Below are 18264 nucleotides of genomic sequence, written 5' to 3' on the forward strand. Positions count from 1 at the left end.
CGGCCGCACGGTGCCGGTAATCTCGGAGACGCCGTGGCAGGGCTGATCGCGGGGCGAGCCACTCGCCCCGCGATCCCTTTTCACCAGGGCGATGCTCCGGGAAGGGAACACGAGGTGGATAGCGAGCCGGATGCGGGGCGGGGGCCGGACGAGGCCGAGCTGGCACTGGTGGCCCGGGCCGTCGCGGGGGATCGGACGGCGGTCGGGGAGATCGTGCGGCAGTTGCAGGATCCGATCTACCGGCTCGCGCTGCGCATGGTGTGGCGGCCGGCCGACGCCGAGGACGCCTGTCAGGAGATTCTGCTGCGGGTGGTCGGCAAGCTCGATACCTGGCGGGGTGAGGCGAAACTGCTCACCTGGGCGTATCGGATCGGCGTGAACTATCTGCTGAATCTGAAGCGGAAGACGCCGCAGGAGGCGGCGCAGCTTTCCCTCGATCAGTACAGCGAGGGGCTGAAAGACGGTCTCGCCGAAGAGGATTACCGGGGGCCGGAGTCGACGCTGCTGGTCCACGAGGTGCGATTGAATTGCAGCCAGGCCATGTTGCAGTGCCTGGCGCGGGAGGAACGGGTCGCGTTCGTGCTCTCGGATGTCTTCGAATTGAGTTCCGCCGAGGGCGCGTACATCTCGGGCACCACGGCCGTCGCGTACCGGAAACGGTTGGAGCGGGCCAAGAAACGGCTCGGGAACTTCTTGACCAGCACCTGCGGGGTGGCGAATCCGGCGGCGTTCTGTAAATGCCCGCGCCGGGTCGGTAAGGCGCTGGAGCTGGGGCGGGTGGATCCGCGCCGGCCCGCCTTCGCCGCGCATCCCATCACGCCGGGCGGGCGCACCGTGCAGGAGGCGGAATCGCAGATGGCGCGACTGCACGATGTGGCGGCCGTCATCGGCGCGCATCCGGATTACGCTGCCCCGCAGGCGAAAATGGACGCCATCGCCGGGATTCTGGGGTCGGGCCGGTTTCCGCTGCTGGACTGAGGACCCGCGGATTCAGCTCTCCCGCAGGCGTTCCCGGGCCGCGGGCACCACGTACCGCGCGAAACGCTGCACCTGGTCGACGTCGAAGCCGGGCGGCCAGTAGACGAAGGTATCGAAACCGACATTGCGGGCCAGGCCCTCGATGATGCTCGCCCATTCGTCCGGTGAGCCGTGGATGGGATCCGATCCGGTCGGATGCGGGTGCAGCGCACGATCGCTGATCGCGCCGGGCAGCGCCGCCAGCCGGGTGATCGAGCGCGGATCGCGGCCGACCGCGCGGGCGGCGGCGTCGATGCGCAGGTTCGCGGGACGCCATTCCTCCCACGGCATCCAGTTGGGCAGCGGGGCCACCCAGCCGTCGGCGGCCGAACCGATCAGGTCCAGGGCGTGCGGGCCCATCGCCCCCACCCAGATGCCGATCCGGTGCGCGGGCGCGGGTCCGCCCTCGATGCCCTGCACGGTGTATTCGGTGCCCTGCACCGAAACCAGTTGCCCCGTACGCCATTCCGCGCGAATGATCGCGATTCCCTCGGCCAGCGCCAGCAGCGCCGCCCGCCCTTTGCGCGCCGGGCCGCCCATGGCGACCACGCCGCTCTCGAATGCGCCCGAACCGATTCCGAGTTCGAAGCGGCCATTGCTGAGCAGGTCGAAGGTGGCGGCCTGTTTACCCAGCATGGCCGGGGTGCGCAGCGGCAGATTCGCCACCCCCGGATACACGCTGATGCGGCTGGTGGCGGCCAGGCAGGCCCCGATCACGGCGAAGGTGTCGGCGAATTCCGCGTTGTACGGGTGGTCCTGGATGGCGACCAGATCCAGGCCCTCGTCCTCGGCGGCGCGGGTCATGTCGAGCACGTCCGGCAGCGCGGCCGCGACAGGTGGGATGGAGATTCCGAACCGAGCTTGCACCGTGCCTCCTCACCTGGGAAACCCGCGAAGCAGACGCTGCCGATCTTGCTCTGCCGCTCCGGAAATACCCGGCATTTCGGACGTGGCGTGTCCGGGACGCGGCGGTCGCAGCTCCGCCGATATCGCGGTGGCGGCCGCCCGCGAACTCGTCACCGAGATACGCGCCGCCACCTCCTGAGCGCTCTCGCCGGGGAATTCCGACCGGAATCTCCCTGTGGGAGTGCGCGAACCAAGGGCTAGGGCACCTGGTAGAACGCGCCGTAGACCGAACCTTCGGGCACTAACCAGTGATTGGTCCCGACCACCGTCACGAACACCCGGCCGGATCCGGTCGGGAGGTCCACCGAGGTCGTCGGGCCGCCGTTGCGGTCGGCGTGCACCTGCGAGAACTGGTAGGGCCACCAGCGACTGGACGGCAGGTTGTCGTAGTTGGTGAACCGCACGTCCACCCAGCCGTCGCAACCGCCGGGAATGCCCGCTCCCGGTCCGAAACTATTGGTCGGCTGGAGCTGAAGGCTCACGTGACCCGGGTTTTCCGGGTTGTAGTCGACCGCGATCCGGTAGTGCACGCCGCAGATCCCGACGACCGCATTGCCTTCCCGCTGCGAGCCGATGGATTCGCCGGTCGGTTCGAGGGTGTAGGCATTCGCGGTGCCGGTGCCGGCGATGAGCAGGGCGAGGGCGGCGGCGCTCGCGCCGGCCAGGGGGAGGCGTTTCATTCGGGTCTTCCGGTGCAAAGGGCTGGGGGAGAGGCGATTACGGGACCACATAGGACGCGGAGAGGAACTGCTCCACGGCTAGGACCTGATTGGTGCCGTTCGCGACGATCGCGACCGTGCCGGATCCGGTCGGCAGCTCGACGGAGGTGATCGCGCCGCCGTTCTTCGTGGCGTGCACGGGCGCGTAGTTGTACAGCCACAGGCTGCTCGCGAGCGGGTTGTTCACGTTGAACCAGTAGTAGTTCACGAAGGCGTCGCAGCCGCCCGGGGTGTTCTCGCCGGGGCCGTAGGTGTTCAGGCCTTGCAGATTGAGCGTCACCGTTCCGGGGCGCTCCGGGTTGTGGTCCACCCACATGCGGTACTGCACGCCGCAGGCTCCGAGTAGGGCGCGGCCCTCGGTGCCGTAGGGGGTGGCGGTCGGCGGCAGTTCCGCGGCGGAGGCGGTGCCGGTGCCGGCAAGGGCGAGGGCGCCGGCGGCCGTGGCGGCTGCGGCGAGGGAGATCAGTTTCATCAGGGTGGTGTTTTCCGGATCGGTGGCAAACTTCTGGCGAATTCTCTCATGGCTCGGGTGGGGGCTGATCTCGCGGTACCGGGTGACCAGGGGATATCGGTTCGATCGACTGGTGGGCGCGGGTGGGCGGGGGGATCTACGATCCGGGGTGTGAGTGGAAGAACGTCCGGAGCGCCGGAGTGGTCGGCGGCGGCCGGGCGGATGCGGGCCCGGGACCTCGATCGGGTGAATGCGCGGGCTCGGCTCGATGCGGCGTATGAAGAGGGGCAGCTGGAGAACGACGAGTATCACCGGCGGTCGGAGCGGGCGCAGCGGGCCAGGACGGTGGGGGAGCTGGCGCGGCTGGTCGAGGATCTGCAGCCGGGGAAGGGCGGGCATACGGTCACGGTGCCGCCGGTCAAGAAGGTGCGGGGTGGGTATCCGAAGGGGACTCGGGCGCGGGATTCGGATCGGGCGGCGACCGGGGTGCTGTTGGATGCGGCGCTGGCCGATGGGCAGCTGACCGCCGACGATCATCGGACGCTTGCCGAACTCGCTTCGGAGGCAAAGACGCTGGGGGATCTGGGCGAACTCACCGATGATCTGCAGCGGCCCGTGGACGCGCCCGCTGAGGCCCGGCCGCCGAGGTCGTATCGCGGGCCGCTCTATACGGTCGCCGCGCTCGCCGTCTGCGCGCTGGCCTTCGCGGGCGGGTTCGCGGCGGTGCATCGGTCCGGCGACGTACCTTCGGGAGTGGCCGTCGCCGAATCCGGGCCCGTGCAGCCGCTTGTCATCAAGACGCCGAATCTGCATACGGCGGAGGGGATTTCGCTTTTCATCGAGCAGTACCGGGCCAAATTCGGTGACACGCTGGTGGACAAGCTGAACCTGTACGACAAGTACGCCATCGTGACCCGCCCGGTCGCCGGGCAGCCGAATCGTCAGGTGCGCTACGACTATCGGGGCGGGTTCGATCCGGACTCCGCGCCCGTCACGCGCAAAACCGATGAGCCCACTTTCGATCTGGCCGCCGTCGACGTCGCCGCGCTGAGCAAACTGCTCGCCGACGCGCCGGCGACCCTGCGCGTGCAGGGCGGAACCATCAGCCATGTCGGCTTCGAGACGGAGGCGGTGCGGACCGGGCGCGATACCGCCATGCAGTCCGTCGTCAGCGTGTACGTGAGCAATCCGGCCGGTGAGAGCGGTTTTCTCGAAGCGTCTCCGGCGGGCGCGATCCTGCGCAGTTACCCGTTCAAGGGATAGGACCCGTCATGGCCGACATCAGGAATCAGGGCATGCGGGTCCGCGACGCCGATCGCGTGGACGCTTGCGCGCTGCTCGACAATGCCCGCGACACCGGCGAATTGACCGCGGCCGAGCATGCCGAGCGCACCGCCGCCGCCATGGACGCCCGCACCTTCGGTGATCTCGACGCCCTCATCGGCGACCTGCAGATCCCCCGGAATCTGGTGCACAAGCCCCTGCTGCGCCCGCAGCGGCGAAACGACCTGCGGCGCTGGCAGTTCGGTGCGGCCGCGCTCGCCGTCGCGGTGATCGCGGGCGCCATGGGCGGCTGCATCTCCAATACCGACCCGTTGCGCCCGCCGATCCCGGACGCCACCACCGGGCAGGGCGTCGCCAGTTTCGTGGCCGCCTACCGGGAGCATTTCGGCGACACCCTGGCCGACGAGGTGACCCTCTATCCGCAGTACGTCCTGGTCACCCGGCGCGGCGGCGACAACGACCGCAACGACCGATACCGCTACGACAAGGGCGGGTTCAGCTCCTACGGCGATGCCTCGCGCTCGTCCGGCACCGAACCGATCGACATGTCGCAGATCGATCTGCCGAAGCTGGCGCGCCTGCTCGCCGGCGCGGGCGAGACGGTCCACGTCCCCGACGGCGCGGCCAAGTATCTGATCCTCGAGCACAAGGCGGGCGAGGATCCGGCCGTCAGCGTCTACGCGGGCAAGGGCGATCGTTCGGGGTATTTCAAAGCCACCCTGTCCGGCGAGCCGCTGATGGTCTACCCCGCCGGGGGCTGACCCCGAACCTGAGCGCACCACGATCACGATCCGGCACCGAACCCTGGTTCCGGACCGATCGGTGTGCACACAATGGCCCCGGCGTGGCCTCGCGAAAGAATTTTTCCGCGCCCGGGAATACCACGACCTGCACCACCTGTTGCAGCTGTTCGACAAGGTTGAGTGGCTCGGACTCAAGTTAGAGTTGCGCCGGAGGAGATCCGGAGGCAGGATTGAGCCGACCACGCTCAGTGTTGCTGTGGACCGTGCGCCGTGAGTGCTCAGGGGCGGGTCCAGCGCATGACAAGCAGGTACGTACAACTAGGAGGAACAACCATGGCTCGTGCGGTCGGTATCGACCTCGGAACCACGAACTCGGTTATCGCCATTCTCGAAGGCGGAGAGCCGGTCGTCGTCGCCAACTCGGAAGGATCGCGGACCACCCCGTCGATCGTCGCGTTCGCGAAGAACGGTGAGGTGCTCGTCGGGCAGCCCGCCAAGAACCAGGCCGTCACCAACGTCGACCGCACCATCAAGTCCGTCAAGCGCCACATGGGCGAGGACTGGTCGGTCGAGATCGATGGCAAGAAGTACACCCCGCAGGAGATCTCCGCGCGCACGCTGATGAAGCTGAAGCGCGACGCCGAGGCCTTCCTCGGTGAGGAGATCACCGACGCGGTCATCACCGTCCCGGCCTACTTCGAGGACGCGCAGCGCCAGGCCACCAAGGAAGCCGGCCAGATCGCGGGCCTGAACGTGCTCCGCATCGTCAACGAGCCCACCGCGGCCGCGCTGGCGTACGGCCTGGACAAGGGCGACAAGGAACAGTCCATCCTGGTCTTCGACCTCGGTGGCGGCACCTTCGACGTCTCGCTGCTGGATATCGGCGACGGCGTCGTCGAGGTCCGCGCGACCTCCGGTGACAACCACCTCGGCGGCGACGACTGGGACGAGCGCATCGTGTCCTGGCTGGTCGACAAGTTCAAGGCGTCCTCGGGCATCGACCTGACCAAGGACAAGATGGCCATGCAGCGCCTGCGCGAGGCCGCCGAGAAGGCCAAGATCGAACTGTCGTCCTCGCAGTCGACCTCGATCAACCTGCCCTACATCACGGTCGATGCGGACAAGAACCCGCTGTTCCTCGACGAGCAGCTGACCCGCGCCGAGTTCCAGAAGATCACCTCCGATCTGCTGGACCGCACCCGCAAGCCGTTCCAGTCGGTCATCAAGGACGCCGGCATCTCCGTCGGCGAGATCGACCACGTCGTGCTCGTCGGTGGCTCGACCCGTATGCCCGCCGTCTCCGAGCTGGTCAAGGAACTGACCGGCGGCCGTGAGCCGAACAAGGGCGTGAACCCGGACGAGGTCGTCGCCGTCGGCGCCGCCCTGCAGGCCGGCGTGCTCAAGGGTGAGGTCAAGGACGTCCTGCTGCTCGATGTCACCCCGCTGTCGCTGGGCATCGAGACCAAGGGCGGCGTGATGACCAAGCTGATCGAGCGCAACACCACCATTCCGACCAAGCGGTCGGAGACCTTCACCACGGCCGACGACAACCAGCCGTCCGTGCAGATCCAGGTCTTCCAGGGTGAGCGCGAAATCGCTTCGCACAACAAGCTGCTCGGTTCCTTCGAGCTGACCGGCATCCCGCCGGCCCCGCGTGGCGTGCCGCAGATCGAGGTCACCTTCGACATCGACGCCAACGGCATCGTGCACGTGACGGCCAAGGACAAGGGCACCAACCAGGAGAAGTCGATCAAGATCCAGGACGGCTCCGGCCTGTCCAAGGAGGAGATCGACCGCATGGTGAAGGACGCCGAGGCGCACGCCGCCGAGGACAAGGCCCGCCGCGAGGAGGCCGAGACCCGCAACCAGGCCGAGTCGCTGGTGCACCAGACCGAGAAGTTCATCAAGGACAACGAGGACAAGGTCCCGGCCGACGTCAAGGAGAAGGTCGAAGCGGCCATCGCCGAGGCGAACGAGGCGCTCAAGGGCACCGACACCGCGGCCATCAAGACCGCCGTGGAGAAGCTGGCGACCGAGTCGCAGGCGCTGGGCCAGGCCATCTACGAGGCGGCCGGTGCGGAGCAGGCGGCGCAGGGCAACGGCCAGGCCGCGCCCGACGCCGATGACACCGTGGTCGATGCCGAGGTCGTCGAGGAGCCTGAGAAGAAGTGACGAACCAGAACCCGGAACAAACGGTCGATCCGGCCACGGGTGAGGTTTACGAGGCCGCGGCGGAGGACTCCGCCGCGGCCCTCGGGCCCGAAGGTTCGGAGTTCGGCGAGGACGTGCTCGCCGACACCATCAGCGCCGAATTGGCCGAGCGCACCGCCGATCTCCAGCGGTTGACGGCCGAGTACGCCAACTACCGCCGCCGTGTCGAACGGGACCGCAAGGCCACCATCGACACCGCCAAGGCGCAGGTGGTCGGCGAATTGCTCGGCGTGCTGGACGATCTGGATCGCGCTCGCGCCCACGGTGACCTGGAAGCCGGACCGCTCAAGTCGGTCGCGGACAAGCTGGTCACCGCACTGCAGAAGCAGGGCCTCGAGGAATTCGGTTCGGAGGGCGATCCTTTCGATCCGACCCTGCACGAGGCCGTGCAGCACGAGGGCAGCGGCGCCGATCCGGTGATCGGCATGGTGATGCGCAAGGGCTACCGCTTCGGCGACCGGGTGCTGCGGCACGCGCTCGTCGGCGTCACCGACGGTGTGGCGGATTCGGCTGCGGCGCAGCCGGATACGACGAACGCTGGCACCGATGCCGCTGGCACTGATTAACAACCCACTCGCGCTACCCGCGCGGACTACAGAGAAAGGAGGAGATGCCTGGTGAATCGGGAGTGGCTGGAGAAGGACTTCTACAAGGATCTGGGTGTTTCCTCCGGCGCCACCCAGGACGAGATCAAGAAGGCCTACCGCAAACTGGCCCGCGACCTGCACCCGGACAAGAACCCGGGTGACGCCAAGGCCGAGGAGCGGTTCAAGGCCGTCAGCGAGGCTAATGCCGTGCTGTCGGATCCGGAGAAGCGCAAGGAGTACGACGAAGCACGAAAGCTGTTCGCGGGCGGCGGTTTCGGCCGCGGCGGCTTCACCCCCGGTGCGGGCTACGGCCAGCCCGGCGGGTTCTCCGGCGATTTCAATATCGGGGATATCTTCGGCGCCGGCGCCGGCGGCGCCGCCGACGGTGGGCTCGGCGATATCCTGGGCGGCCTGTTCAACCGGGGTGGCACCCGCACCTCGTCGCGGCCCCGCCGCGGCAGCGATGTGGAGACCGAGACGACCCTGGGCTTCCGCGAGGCCGCCCAGGGCGTGACCGTGCCATTGCGGATGACCAGTCCCGCGGCCTGCACCACCTGCCACGGCAGCGGCGCCAAGCCCGGGACCAGTCCGCGAGTCTGCCCGCACTGCAACGGTTCCGGCGTGGTCAGCCGCAACCAGGGCGCGTTCGGCTTCAGTGAGCCGTGCGAGGACTGCCGGGGCACCGGCTCCATCATCGACGATCCGTGCCCGGACTGCCGGGGCTCCGGCATCCAGAACCGGACCCGCACCATCACCGTGCGCATTCCCCCGGGGGTGCGCGACGGGCAGCGGATCCGGCTGGCCGGTCAGGGTGAAGCGGGCCTGCGCGGCGCACCGCCCGGTGACCTGTACGTCACCGTGCACGTCAGCCAGGACAAGGTCTTCGGCCGCAATGGCGACGACCTGACCTTGGTGCTGCCGGTCAGCTATGCCGAACTGGTGCTGGGCACAACGGTTTCGGTGCCGACCCTGGAGGGCCGCGTCGGCGTCAAGGTCCCCCCGGGCACCGCGGACGGCCGGACCCTGCGGGTGCGCGGCCGCGGCGTGCCCAAGCGCGGCGGCGGCGCGGGTGATCTGCTCGTCACCGTGAAGGTCGCGGTCCCGCAGAAGCTGGACGACAATGCCACCGAGGCGCTGCGGCGGTACGCGGAGGCCGAGAAGACCAGTGGTTTCGACCCGCGCGCGGGATGGGCAGGTGCGTGATGAGTTCCGATCCGAAGAAGAGCACCGAGGCGCAGTACTTCCTGATCTCGGTGGCGGCGCAGCTGGCGGGCATGCACGCCCAGACGCTGCGCACCTATGACCGCTTGGGTCTGGTGTCGCCGCAACGCACTTCGGGTGGCGGCCGCCGCTATTCGGACCGGGATGTAGAGCTGCTCCGCGAGGTGCAGCGCCTGTCCCAGGACGAGGGCGTCAATCTGGCCGGCATCAAACGGATCATCGAACTCACCAACCAGGTCGAGGAGCTGCAGCAGCGGGTCTCGGAGCTGAGTGCGGAGGTGGACAGGCTGCGGTCGGGCTACCGGCCGGACCTGACCCCACCGGCGCGCAGCACCGCGCTCGTGGTCTGGCAGCCCCGGAACCGGCGTCGGCAACAGTAGTTCACGGCTGTGGCGCAGGCGGCGATCCGAATCCGGGTCGCCGCCTTCGTCGTTCGCGGGGTGAAGTCGGGTGCGCCGATGATTTGCGTGAAATATGCTGGTTCGAGGTAATTTTCGCCTGTGGCGCGGTGTCTTTATCGGTTCGAATTACAAACGGACCGGTAGGTAAATTCATTCTGCAAATCATGAGTTTTGTCCGTATACCGCAAGGGAATTCAAGCCGGGTCGAGGTTGCGGTTCGGTCGCTGTGTACCTGAGTCTTGCAAAATGAATCCTCCTGGTTCCTTGAGTGAAACCCCGTGTCGTGCGGCGTGTTACAGGTGAACAGTCTGTTTTCTGCTCTGAATGCCCGCAAAGTTCAGGTTTTCGAGGATTAAAGGGCGTGTTATTGAAACGTCCCGTTCCGTTGCTGGCTAACCTCGCCTACACTTGCTGAGCAACGGCTGCTGTCGAGTGTCCCGCAGCACTGCACTCGCCGGTCTTGCTTGTGTTCGAGTGCGAAATGGGGTTGTGACACAAATGGATTCGCGGACCGTCGCATTGATAAGAACGACGTTCAAGGCGGTTGCTGCGGAGGATGGTGGCCCCGAGAAACTTGCCCGATCGTTCTACGCCATCCTCTTCACCGACTACCCACAGGTTCGCGACTTCTTCCCCGCCGCGCTGGACGCCCAGCGCGACCGGCTGGTGAAGGCCATCGCGTATGTGGTGGACCGGCTGGAGGAGCCCGACAAGCTGCTGCCCTTCCTCGCCCAGCTCGGGCGCGACCATCGCAAGTACGGCGTGGTCGCCGAACACTATGCGGCCGTGGGGAAGTCGCTGAAGTCCGCCCTGGAGGCCTACGCGGGCACCGAGATGTGGACCGAGGAGATAGGGCGGGCCTGGGACGAGGGCATCGGCGTCATCGCCGAGACCATGATCAACGCCGCCGATCAGGAGAGCACCCCGCCGGTCTGGACCGGCACCGTCATCGAACATCGGGAAGTACTGCGCAATCTCGCGGTCGTGCGACTGCAACTGGACCAGCCCATGCAGTACGCGGCCGGCCAGTACATGAGCGTGCAGATCCCCTCGCGTCCGCGCATGTGGCGTTATCTCTCACCGGCCATTCCGGCCAACCCCTCGGGTGAGATCGAGTTCCACATCCGCGGCGTCACCGGCGGCTGGGTGAGTCCGGCCATGGTCGGGCACACCCACGTCGGTGAGAAGTGGCTCATCGGTTCGCCGCTCGGCGGGCTCGGCGTGCCGCGCAATACCCGCCGCAAAATGCTCATGATCGGCTGCGGCACCGGTATCGCGCCGCTGCGCGCCCAGCTCATGGCCATGACGCAGCGCCGGTCCAATCCCAAGGTGGACCTGTTCGTGGGCGGGCACTACCCCTGCGATCTCTACGATCTCCAGGTGCTCAGCCAGATCGCGCAGGCCAACAAATGGCTGACGGTCACCCCGGTCACCGAGAGCAACGAGAACCCTTGGTGGCAGGCCGATGCGCCGACCGACCTGCCGGACCTGCCCTGCCTGCAACCGCGCCAGGTCGGGCAGATCGGCAAAATCGTTGCGGGCTACGGGAACTGGGACGACCGCGACGTACAGATCGTCGGCTCACCGTCCATGGTGCAGACCACCAAGTTCCGGCTGATGGCCGCAGGCACCCCCACCAAGAACATCCGCCACGACCCTCTGTTCTGAGGCTAAAACCCTTCGTAGCGAATGGCTTCCGGGGCCGTCCCGGTGGCGATCAGGCGTTCCACCGTGGCGTGCACGACCGCGGAACTGCCGCATACCAATACCCCGTGCTGATCCAAGGGAGCGAAGCGGCCGATCACGTCGGCGAGCGAGCCGGGCAGCATTTCCTCGGGGCTGAAGCCGATATCGACCCGGCACTGCTCGTACCAGTTGTCCATGCGCGGCGGATCGTATTCGTCCTGCACCACGGGAACGACCGTGAGCCAAGGTAGTTCGTTCGCCAGCAGGTAGAGCATGTCCGAGGCGTAGAGGTCGCGCGGATACCGCGCACCCACGAACAGCGTCACCCGCTGGGGATTCTCCCGGCGGGAGTGATCCAGCAGCAGCGCCCGTAGCGGCGCGAGCCCGACGCCGTCGGCGACCATGACGATTTCCGGCGCGTACGGATCCACGGCCAGCCATCCGGCCGGCGCGCTGATCCGCCATTCATCCCCGGCGCGGGTATCGGCGACCAGCGACCCGCTGCACCAGCCGCCCGGCACCGTGCGGACATGGAATTCCAGCTTGCCGTCCATGGACGGCGGCAGCGCGGGATACAGCCGCCGCACCATATTCGGATGCTGCGGCGTGCGCACCTCCACCGACTGCCCGGCCGCGAACGGCACGAATTCGCCGATCAGCCGCACCACGGTGGTGTCCTCGCGCAGCCGGTGCGCGCCGACCACGGTCGCCGTCCATTCGGTCTGCTCGCCGAGCGCGAGCGCGCCGGTCTCGTCCGGGCCGAGGGTCACCGTGTCCTCCTGATTTTCAACAACTCTCGGGCTTTCAGGGGTGCACCCCTGAAAGCCCGGTTCAGCTGGTCGGTCCCGCTACACGGGATCGCATTGGATGATCGTCTCGGGCGTGCCCACCGACATGAGCGCGCGTTTGGTGTCGGCGATCATCCGCGCCGACCCGGCGATCTGGATCTGCCGATCCGTCCACGCCCCGAAACTCGCCACCACCGCACCGAGATTACCGATCAACCGGCGGTGCATGCCGAACGGCGTGTCCGCGGGCGGATAGGGATGCCACCACGGATTGGTCTCGTTCTCGCACACCGGCACCACGGTCAGCCACGGATTGGATTGCGAGAGCTGCCAGAGGTTTTCGACATCGTAGAGATCGCACGGATAGCGCCCGCCCACGAACAGGTGCACCCGCGGATTGATCCCGCGCCGCCCCATCTCGATCAGCTGGGCGCGCAGCGGCGCGATCCCGGTGCCGGAGCCGATCATCAGCACATCGCGGCGGCTGCTCAGATCCACGTGCAGCCCGCCCAGCGGCGCGGCGATCATCCACCGGTCGCCCACCTGCGTTTCGTTCACGATGGCCGGGCTCACCCAGCCGGTCCGCACCTTGCGCACGTGGAATTCGATCTCGCCGTACGGGTTGGTGGGAATGGCGGGGGACAGGTAGCGCCACATCTTGGGCCGCTGCGGAATGGCGATCGGCACGTACTGCCCGGCCAGGTACGGGATCGGCGTATCGGACTGCAGGCGCACGATGGCCAGATCGTCCACCACCCGCCGGTGCCCGACCACCGTCGCCTCCCAGAAGGGTTGCGATTTGTCGGAATTCGCACCGATGGCCATCGAGGCCGAGATCAGGATGGTGATATCCCGCCAGCCCTCCTCCAGCCCGCGATTCCAGTGCGCCACCCCGTTGTAACTGCGGAACGCCGCCAGCAGCGCCCGCCCCGCGATGTCGTAGTGCGCGGCCTCCACCCCGTATTTGCGGTGGTCGCGCGCGAGCTGCTCCAGGAATCGCTGTGCGCGGTCCCAGTTCTCCAGATTGTCGAGAACGAACTGGATCGCGGTGACCAACCGCTTGGGCTGCATATCCATGGCCGAGGGGAACAGCTCCCGCAAGGCCGGAATCTCCGCGAACAAATGGCCGTAGAACGCGCTGATCAGTCGTTCGGGCCCGTGTGGGGTCTCGACGACTGTCCGGAAGTTTGCGCGGACCAGCGCTGCCGTACGCGCATCCACGACGACGAACTTTCCTTCCTGTGCTGCTAGAGCGGGACGCGCCAGGTTTCCGGCGATCCTCCGCGTTCAGTATCCCTGAAAAAACGGTGGTCGCACGGATATAGCCAACGCCGATCGGTTTGCGTAACCCGGGGTTCAGATGACCAGGACCGTTTTGCCCCGGGCGCCGGGCGCGCCGACCACCTTGCCGGCCGCCGCGAGGGGCGGGGTGGCGTCGATGGGGATGACCAGTTCGCCCTTGGCCGCGAGGTCCAGCAGCCGCGCCAATTGTGCTGCGCCGCCGCTGGACTCGAAATTACCACCGGAGATCCGGCGCGATCGCAGCAGCGTGTCGTCGGCCGCCCACACGGTGGAGTACAGCGCCCCGCCCTCGCGCACCAGCAGGGTCAGCTCGCGCAATTGGTCCGGCCCGTCGACCAGATCGAACAGCACATCCACCCCGCCCGGATGGGTGGCGCGCACCTGATCGGCGATGGTCGCCTCGTACCGCGCCGGCTCCGGGCTGTCCGACGCGGGCACCCGCACCCCGTAGTTGACCACCTCGGCCGCGCCCAGCCGGACCATCCGATCGGTGTCGTCGGGCCGGGCGGTGGCTATGACATTGCCGCCCGCGCCGGCCGCCAGCTGCACCAGGAAGGAACCGACCCCACCCGCCGCGCCGACGATGAGCACCGACTGGCCCGCCACGATGCCCGCCGCGTCGACCAGATCGAGCGCGGTGATGGCCGCCGTGGGCAGCGCCGCGGCCTGGATGGCGGTGACCTCGTCGGGAATGGCGGCGACGGTCGAGTTCTCGGGCACCACGATGTACTCCGCCCAGGTGCCGTGCCCGATCGGCGGCACCAGGAACTTGCCGACCACGCGATCGCCGACCCGGAACCCGCGCACGCCGTCCCCGATGGCGGACACCTTCCCCGCGCCGTCCACGCCCGGGATCATCGGAAAGTCGTACGGCACTTTGCCGTCCAGCAGCCCGTCGATGAGCTTCTTGTCGAAGGGGTTCACGCCCGCCGCTTCGAGCGCGATCTGGATCTGACCCGGCCCGGCCTCCGGTTTCGGCCGTTCGGAGGGCTGGATTTCGCCGCCGAATTCGTTCACGACGATCGCGCGCATAGGGCTGCTCCATTCGTTCGGGTGACCGGTACGGACGAGCTGATGTGATGCGTCAACGAACCGGACCATCCTAGGCGGCACCGGGAGCCGGTCGCCATGATTCGGGCTATTCGGTCTGTTGCGTGGCGCGTACCGTGAACGGTGGCCTAAGTCCCTTGGCGGATTGCCCGAAACTAGTCAGACTTGAGCGGAACAGACTCAACTCTTCTGGCGTTGAACCGAGCAACGACTAGTAGGAAGGTGCATGTGGACTCGTTCAATCCCACCACCAAGACCCAGGCGGCCCTGACCGCCGCACTGCAGGCGGCCTCCGCCGCGGGCAATCCGGAGATCCGTCCGGCGCACTTGCTGGTGGCGTTGCTGGATCAGACCGATGGCATCGCCGCCCCCTTGCTCAAGGCCGTCGGCACCGATCCCGCGACCGTGCGGGGCGAGGCCCAGGACATCGTCGACCGCCTGCCCCGGGCGAGCGGCCAGACCACCACCCCCAATCTCGGCCGCGAGGCCTTGGCCGCGGTGACCGCCGCCCAGCGCCTGGCCACCGAGATGGGCGACGAGTACGTCTCCACCGAGCACATGATGGTCGGCCTCGCGAGCGGCGATTCCGATGTGTCGCAACTGCTCCTGAAGTACGGCGCGACCGCCGACGCGCTGCGCGACGCGTTCACCACCGTGCGCGGCAATACCCGCGTCACCTCCGCCGATCCCGAGGGGCAGTACCAGGCGCTGGAGAAGTACTCCACCGACCTGACCGCCGCCGCGCGCGACGGCAAGCTGGACCCGGTCATCGGCCGCGATACCGAAATCCGGCGCGTCGTACAGGTGCTGAGCCGCCGCACCAAGAACAACCCGGTGCTGATCGGCGAGCCCGGCGTCGGCAAGACCGCCATCGTGGAGGGCCTGGCGCAGCGCATCGTGGCCGGCGACGTGCCGGAGTCGTTGCGCGGCAAGAAGCTGGTCTCGCTCGACCTGGGCGCGATGGTCGCCGGCGCGAAGTACCGCGGCGAGTTCGAGGAGCGGCTCAAGGCCGTGCTCGAGGAGATCAAAGACAGTGCGGGACAGATCATCACGTTCATCGACGAGCTGCACACCATCGTGGGCGCCGGCGCGACCGGCGAATCCGCCATGGACGCGGGCAATATGATCAAGCCCCTGCTGGCCCGCGGTGAACTGCGCCTGGTCGGCGCCACCACCCTGGACGAGTACCGCAAGCACATCGAGAAGGATCCGGCGCTGGAGCGCCGCTTCCAGCAGGTGCTGGTGGGCGAGCCGTCGGTGGAGGACACGGTCGGCATCCTGCGCGGGCTCAAGGAGCGGTACGAGGTGCACCACGGCGTGCGCATCACCGACTCCGCGCTGGTGGCCGCCGCGACCCTGTCGGATCGGTACATCACTTCGCGGTTCCTGCCGGACAAGGCCATCGACCTGGTGGACGAGTCGGCCTCGCGGCTGCGCATGGAGATCGATTCCCGCCCGGTCGAGATCGACCAGGTGGAGCGGGCCGTGCGGCGGCTCGAGATCGAGGAAATGGCCCTGGCCAAGGAGACCGACGAGGCCTCCAAGGCGCGGCTGGAGAAGCTGCGCTCCGAGCTCGCCGACGATCGCGAGAAGCTCAACCAGCTGATGACCCGCTGGCAGAACGAGAAGCAGGCCATCGATTCGGTGCGGGTGCTCAAGGAGCAGTTCGAGGCGCTCAAGGGCGAATCCGAGCGCGCCGAACGCGACGGCGATCTGGGCAAGGCGGCCGAGCTCCGGTACGGGCGAATCCCCAAGCTGGAGAAGGAACTCGCCGAGGCCGAGGCCAAGGCCAAGGGCGCGGCCGACGGTGACGTCATGCTCAAGGAGGAGGTCGGACCGGACGATATCGCCGAGGTGGTGTCGGCCTGGACCGGTGTTCCCGTGGGCAAGATGATGGAGGGCGAGACCCAGAAACTGCTCCGCATGGAGGACGAGCTGGGCCATCGTGTGGTCGGTCAGAAGGAAGCCGTGCAAGCGGTTTCGGACGCCGTGCGCCGCGCCCGGGCCGGGGTCGCCGACCCCAACCGGCCGACCGGTTCCTTCATGTTCGTGGGTCCCACCGGCGTCGGTAAGACCGAGCTGGCGAAGGCCCTCGCCGATTTCCTGTTCGACGACGAGCGCGCCATGGTGCGCATCGACATGTCCGAGTACAGCGAAAAGCATTCGGTCGCACGGCTGGTCGGCGCGCCCCCCGGGTACGTCGGCTACGACCAGGGCGGTCAGCTCACCGAAGCGGTGCGCCGCCGGCCCTACACCGTGGTGCTCTTCGACGAGATCGAGAAGGCGCACCCGGACGTGTTCGACATCCTCCTGCAGGTGCTCGACGAAGGCCGGTTGACCGACAGTCAGGGCCGGGCGGTGGACTTCCGCAACACCATCCTGATCCTGACCTCCAACCTCGGCGCGGGCGGTGACAAGGATTACGTGATGGCCGCGGTGCGCTCCGCGTTCAAGCCGGAATTCCTGAACCGCCTCGACGATGTGGTCATGTTCCACGCCCTGGACGAGGAGCAGCTGGAGCACATCGTGGACATCCAGCTGGACCAGTTGCAGAAGCGGCTGTCCCAGCGCCGGCTGAAGCTGGACGTGTCCGATTCGGCCCGCTTCTGGCTGGCCGTGCGCGGCTACGACCCGGCCTACGGCGCGCGGCCGTTGCGGCGGCTCATCCAGCAGGCCATCGGCGACACCCTCGCCAAGGAACTGCTGGCGGGCGAGGTGCAGGACGGCGACACGGTGAAGGTCAATGTCAGCCCCGACGGTGACACGCTGATCGTCGGCCGGTAATCGATCCGGCGATTCGCGCCCCGCCCGAGCTTCGGCTCGGGCGGGGCGTTTTCGCATGCGGGCGCGAGATTCGCCGCCCGGAAATCCACACCGCTCGGTCGAGTTCGCGGCCCGCCCGGGTCCGGCCGCATACCCTGGAGGCCATGACTGATCCGAGCGATCCCTGGTCGCGGCGGCCCGATGGCAATCCGGTGGACGGTCCGACCGAGAAGGTCGGCAAGGCGCCCGGTCCGTTCGGGCACACCTCGGAACCCGGTGAGGCGTACGGATCGGCGGAGACCGTGAACTATCAGGCGCCGACCGAGTACTTCGGTCAGCCGCCCGGTCCCAATCCCACCCAGGTCTTCCCGCAGCACGACGCCGGCTGGGGCGCGTACGACAGCGGCACCGGGTATCCGCCCACGGCGACATACGAATCCGCGCAACCGGGCTACGGCGGCGGTCCGCTGCAATACCCGCCCGCGCCGGGTGGCCCGGGCGGCTATCAGCCCGCGGGCTTCCCGCAGCAGCCCGGCCCGCAGCCGCCGAAGAAGAAGACCGGTCTGTGGATCGGGCTCGGCCTGGGCGCGATTCTGCTGGTCGCGCTGGTGGGCGTACTGGTGGGAGCCCTGCTCTCGGACAAGGATTCGGCGGACACCGCGTCCTCCGGCGGCACCACCTCGAACAATCCGCTGATCATCGTGCCGACCAAGCCCGGTAGCGGCGGGACGTCCTCGCTGCCGCTGCCCAGCGGCATTCCGCAGATTCCGGGCCTCGGCGATATCGACGACCTGGGCGCGAACATGGGCACCATCGCGAGCAACGACGGCAAGACGCTCACCATCACTTCGCTGTCGGGCACTACGGTGACCGTGAAAACCGATGACAAGACGCAGGTGATCTCGCTCGGCAGTACGAAGGTGGCCGATCTTCCGGTAGGTGAGATGGTGATGGTGCAGGGCGACAAGAACACTGACGGTTCGATTCAGGCCAAGATCATCATCAGTACCTCGCTGCCCGGTGGGACCCGATGAACACAGCATCGCGACAGCGATCCCGTGAGGGGTGGCGGTCGGGCGACGGGTTGGGCGAAAAGGCTGGCGCAGCGGGCATTCAGTCCCTCGGCTGGATAGGG

General features: G+C 67.7%; 16 protein-coding genes. 10 read left to right on the top strand and 6 right to left on the bottom strand.

Annotated elements, in window-relative coordinates:
- The first annotated feature begins 114 nt into the window (after positions 1-114).
- Complete coding sequence (locus NY1_RS38200; RefSeq protein WP_067722323.1) at positions 115-978, top strand: RNA polymerase sigma factor; 864 nt, start codon at positions 115-117, stop codon at positions 976-978.
- A gap of 12 nt (positions 979-990) precedes the next feature.
- Here the strand turns inward: NY1_RS38200 and NY1_RS38205 are convergent, their stop codons facing one another.
- The 3 genes from NY1_RS38205 to NY1_RS43440 form a co-directional block, all read right to left on the bottom strand.
- Positions 991-1884 carry an LLM class flavin-dependent oxidoreductase gene (locus NY1_RS38205; RefSeq protein WP_067722324.1) on the bottom strand — a complete coding sequence of 298 codons (894 nt, stop codon included), beginning with the start codon at positions 1882-1884 and terminating at the stop codon, positions 991-993.
- A 236-nt stretch (positions 1885-2120) separates the two neighbouring features.
- Positions 2121-2603, bottom strand: a complete 483-nt coding sequence (locus tag NY1_RS38210) for a hypothetical protein (protein ID WP_067722325.1) — start codon at positions 2601-2603, stop codon at positions 2121-2123.
- 37 nt (positions 2604-2640) lie between these two features.
- A complete protein-coding gene (locus NY1_RS43440) occupies positions 2641-3114 on the bottom strand; it encodes a hypothetical protein (RefSeq protein ID WP_067722326.1) in 474 nt (157 codons plus the stop codon).
- A gap of 150 nt (positions 3115-3264) precedes the next feature.
- Between NY1_RS43440 and NY1_RS38220 the strand changes: the two genes are divergently transcribed.
- From NY1_RS38220 to NY1_RS38250, 7 genes are all read left to right on the top strand, one after another.
- Positions 3265-4356, top strand: coding sequence for a DUF1707 SHOCT-like domain-containing protein (locus tag NY1_RS38220; protein WP_218028546.1), 1092 nt, complete (start codon positions 3265-3267; stop codon positions 4354-4356).
- A gap of 8 nt (positions 4357-4364) precedes the next feature.
- Positions 4365-5138 (top strand): DUF1707 SHOCT-like domain-containing protein, encoded by a 774-nt coding sequence (locus tag NY1_RS38225; protein WP_067722327.1) that lies wholly within the window; start codon positions 4365-4367, stop codon positions 5136-5138.
- A gap of 315 nt (positions 5139-5453) precedes the next feature.
- Positions 5454-7292, top strand: a complete 1839-nt coding sequence (dnaK, locus tag NY1_RS38230) for a molecular chaperone DnaK (RefSeq protein ID WP_067722328.1) — start codon at positions 5454-5456, stop codon at positions 7290-7292.
- Positions 7289-7897, top strand: coding sequence for a nucleotide exchange factor GrpE (grpE, locus tag NY1_RS38235; protein ID WP_067722329.1), 609 nt, complete (start codon positions 7289-7291; stop codon positions 7895-7897). The genes dnaK and grpE overlap by 4 nt, the downstream gene beginning before the upstream one ends.
- 48 nt (positions 7898-7945) lie before the next feature.
- Complete coding sequence (gene dnaJ / locus NY1_RS38240) at positions 7946-9121, top strand: molecular chaperone DnaJ (RefSeq protein WP_067722331.1); 1176 nt, start codon at positions 7946-7948, stop codon at positions 9119-9121.
- The gene (locus tag NY1_RS38245; RefSeq protein ID WP_157762751.1) at positions 9121-9519 is read left to right on the top strand and encodes a heat shock protein transcriptional repressor HspR; all 399 of its coding nucleotides are present in this window, start codon (positions 9121-9123) and stop codon (positions 9517-9519) included. Before dnaJ ends, NY1_RS38245 begins: the two co-directional genes overlap by 1 nt.
- 519 nt (positions 9520-10038) lie before the next feature.
- Complete coding sequence (locus NY1_RS38250) at positions 10039-11208, top strand: globin domain-containing protein (RefSeq protein ID WP_067722335.1); 1170 nt, start codon at positions 10039-10041, stop codon at positions 11206-11208.
- A 2-nt stretch (positions 11209-11210) separates the two neighbouring features.
- On the opposite strand, the gene NY1_RS38255 is transcribed toward NY1_RS38250, so the two are convergent.
- The 3 genes from NY1_RS38255 to NY1_RS38265 form a co-directional block, all read right to left on the bottom strand.
- On the bottom strand, positions 11211-11996 hold the full coding sequence (locus NY1_RS38255; protein ID WP_067722337.1) for an FAD-binding oxidoreductase: 786 nt from the start codon (positions 11994-11996) through the stop codon (positions 11211-11213).
- A gap of 78 nt (positions 11997-12074) precedes the next feature.
- Positions 12075-13235, bottom strand: coding sequence for an FAD-binding oxidoreductase (locus NY1_RS38260; RefSeq protein ID WP_067722339.1), 1161 nt, complete (start codon positions 13233-13235; stop codon positions 12075-12077).
- Between the two features lie 135 nt (positions 13236-13370).
- Positions 13371-14348 carry an NADP-dependent oxidoreductase gene (locus NY1_RS38265; protein WP_067722341.1) on the bottom strand — a complete coding sequence of 326 codons (978 nt, stop codon included), beginning with the start codon at positions 14346-14348 and terminating at the stop codon, positions 13371-13373.
- Between the two features lie 246 nt (positions 14349-14594).
- On the opposite strand from NY1_RS38265, the gene clpB reads away from it, so the two are divergent.
- Both clpB and NY1_RS38275 read left to right on the top strand, forming a co-directional pair.
- Positions 14595-17150 carry an ATP-dependent chaperone ClpB gene (gene clpB, locus NY1_RS38270; RefSeq protein ID WP_067722343.1) on the top strand — a complete coding sequence of 852 codons (2556 nt, stop codon included), beginning with the start codon at positions 14595-14597 and terminating at the stop codon, positions 17148-17150.
- Positions 17151-17293: 143 nt separating this feature from the next.
- A complete protein-coding gene (locus NY1_RS38275; RefSeq protein WP_067722345.1) occupies positions 17294-18163 on the top strand; it encodes a DUF5666 domain-containing protein in 870 nt (289 codons plus the stop codon).
- Positions 18164-18264 lie beyond the last annotated feature (101 nt).

The sequence above is a fragment of the Nocardia yamanashiensis NBRC 100130 genome, from assembly GCF_001613325.1.
Lineage (GTDB): Bacteria > Actinomycetota > Actinomycetes > Mycobacteriales > Mycobacteriaceae > Nocardia > Nocardia yamanashiensis.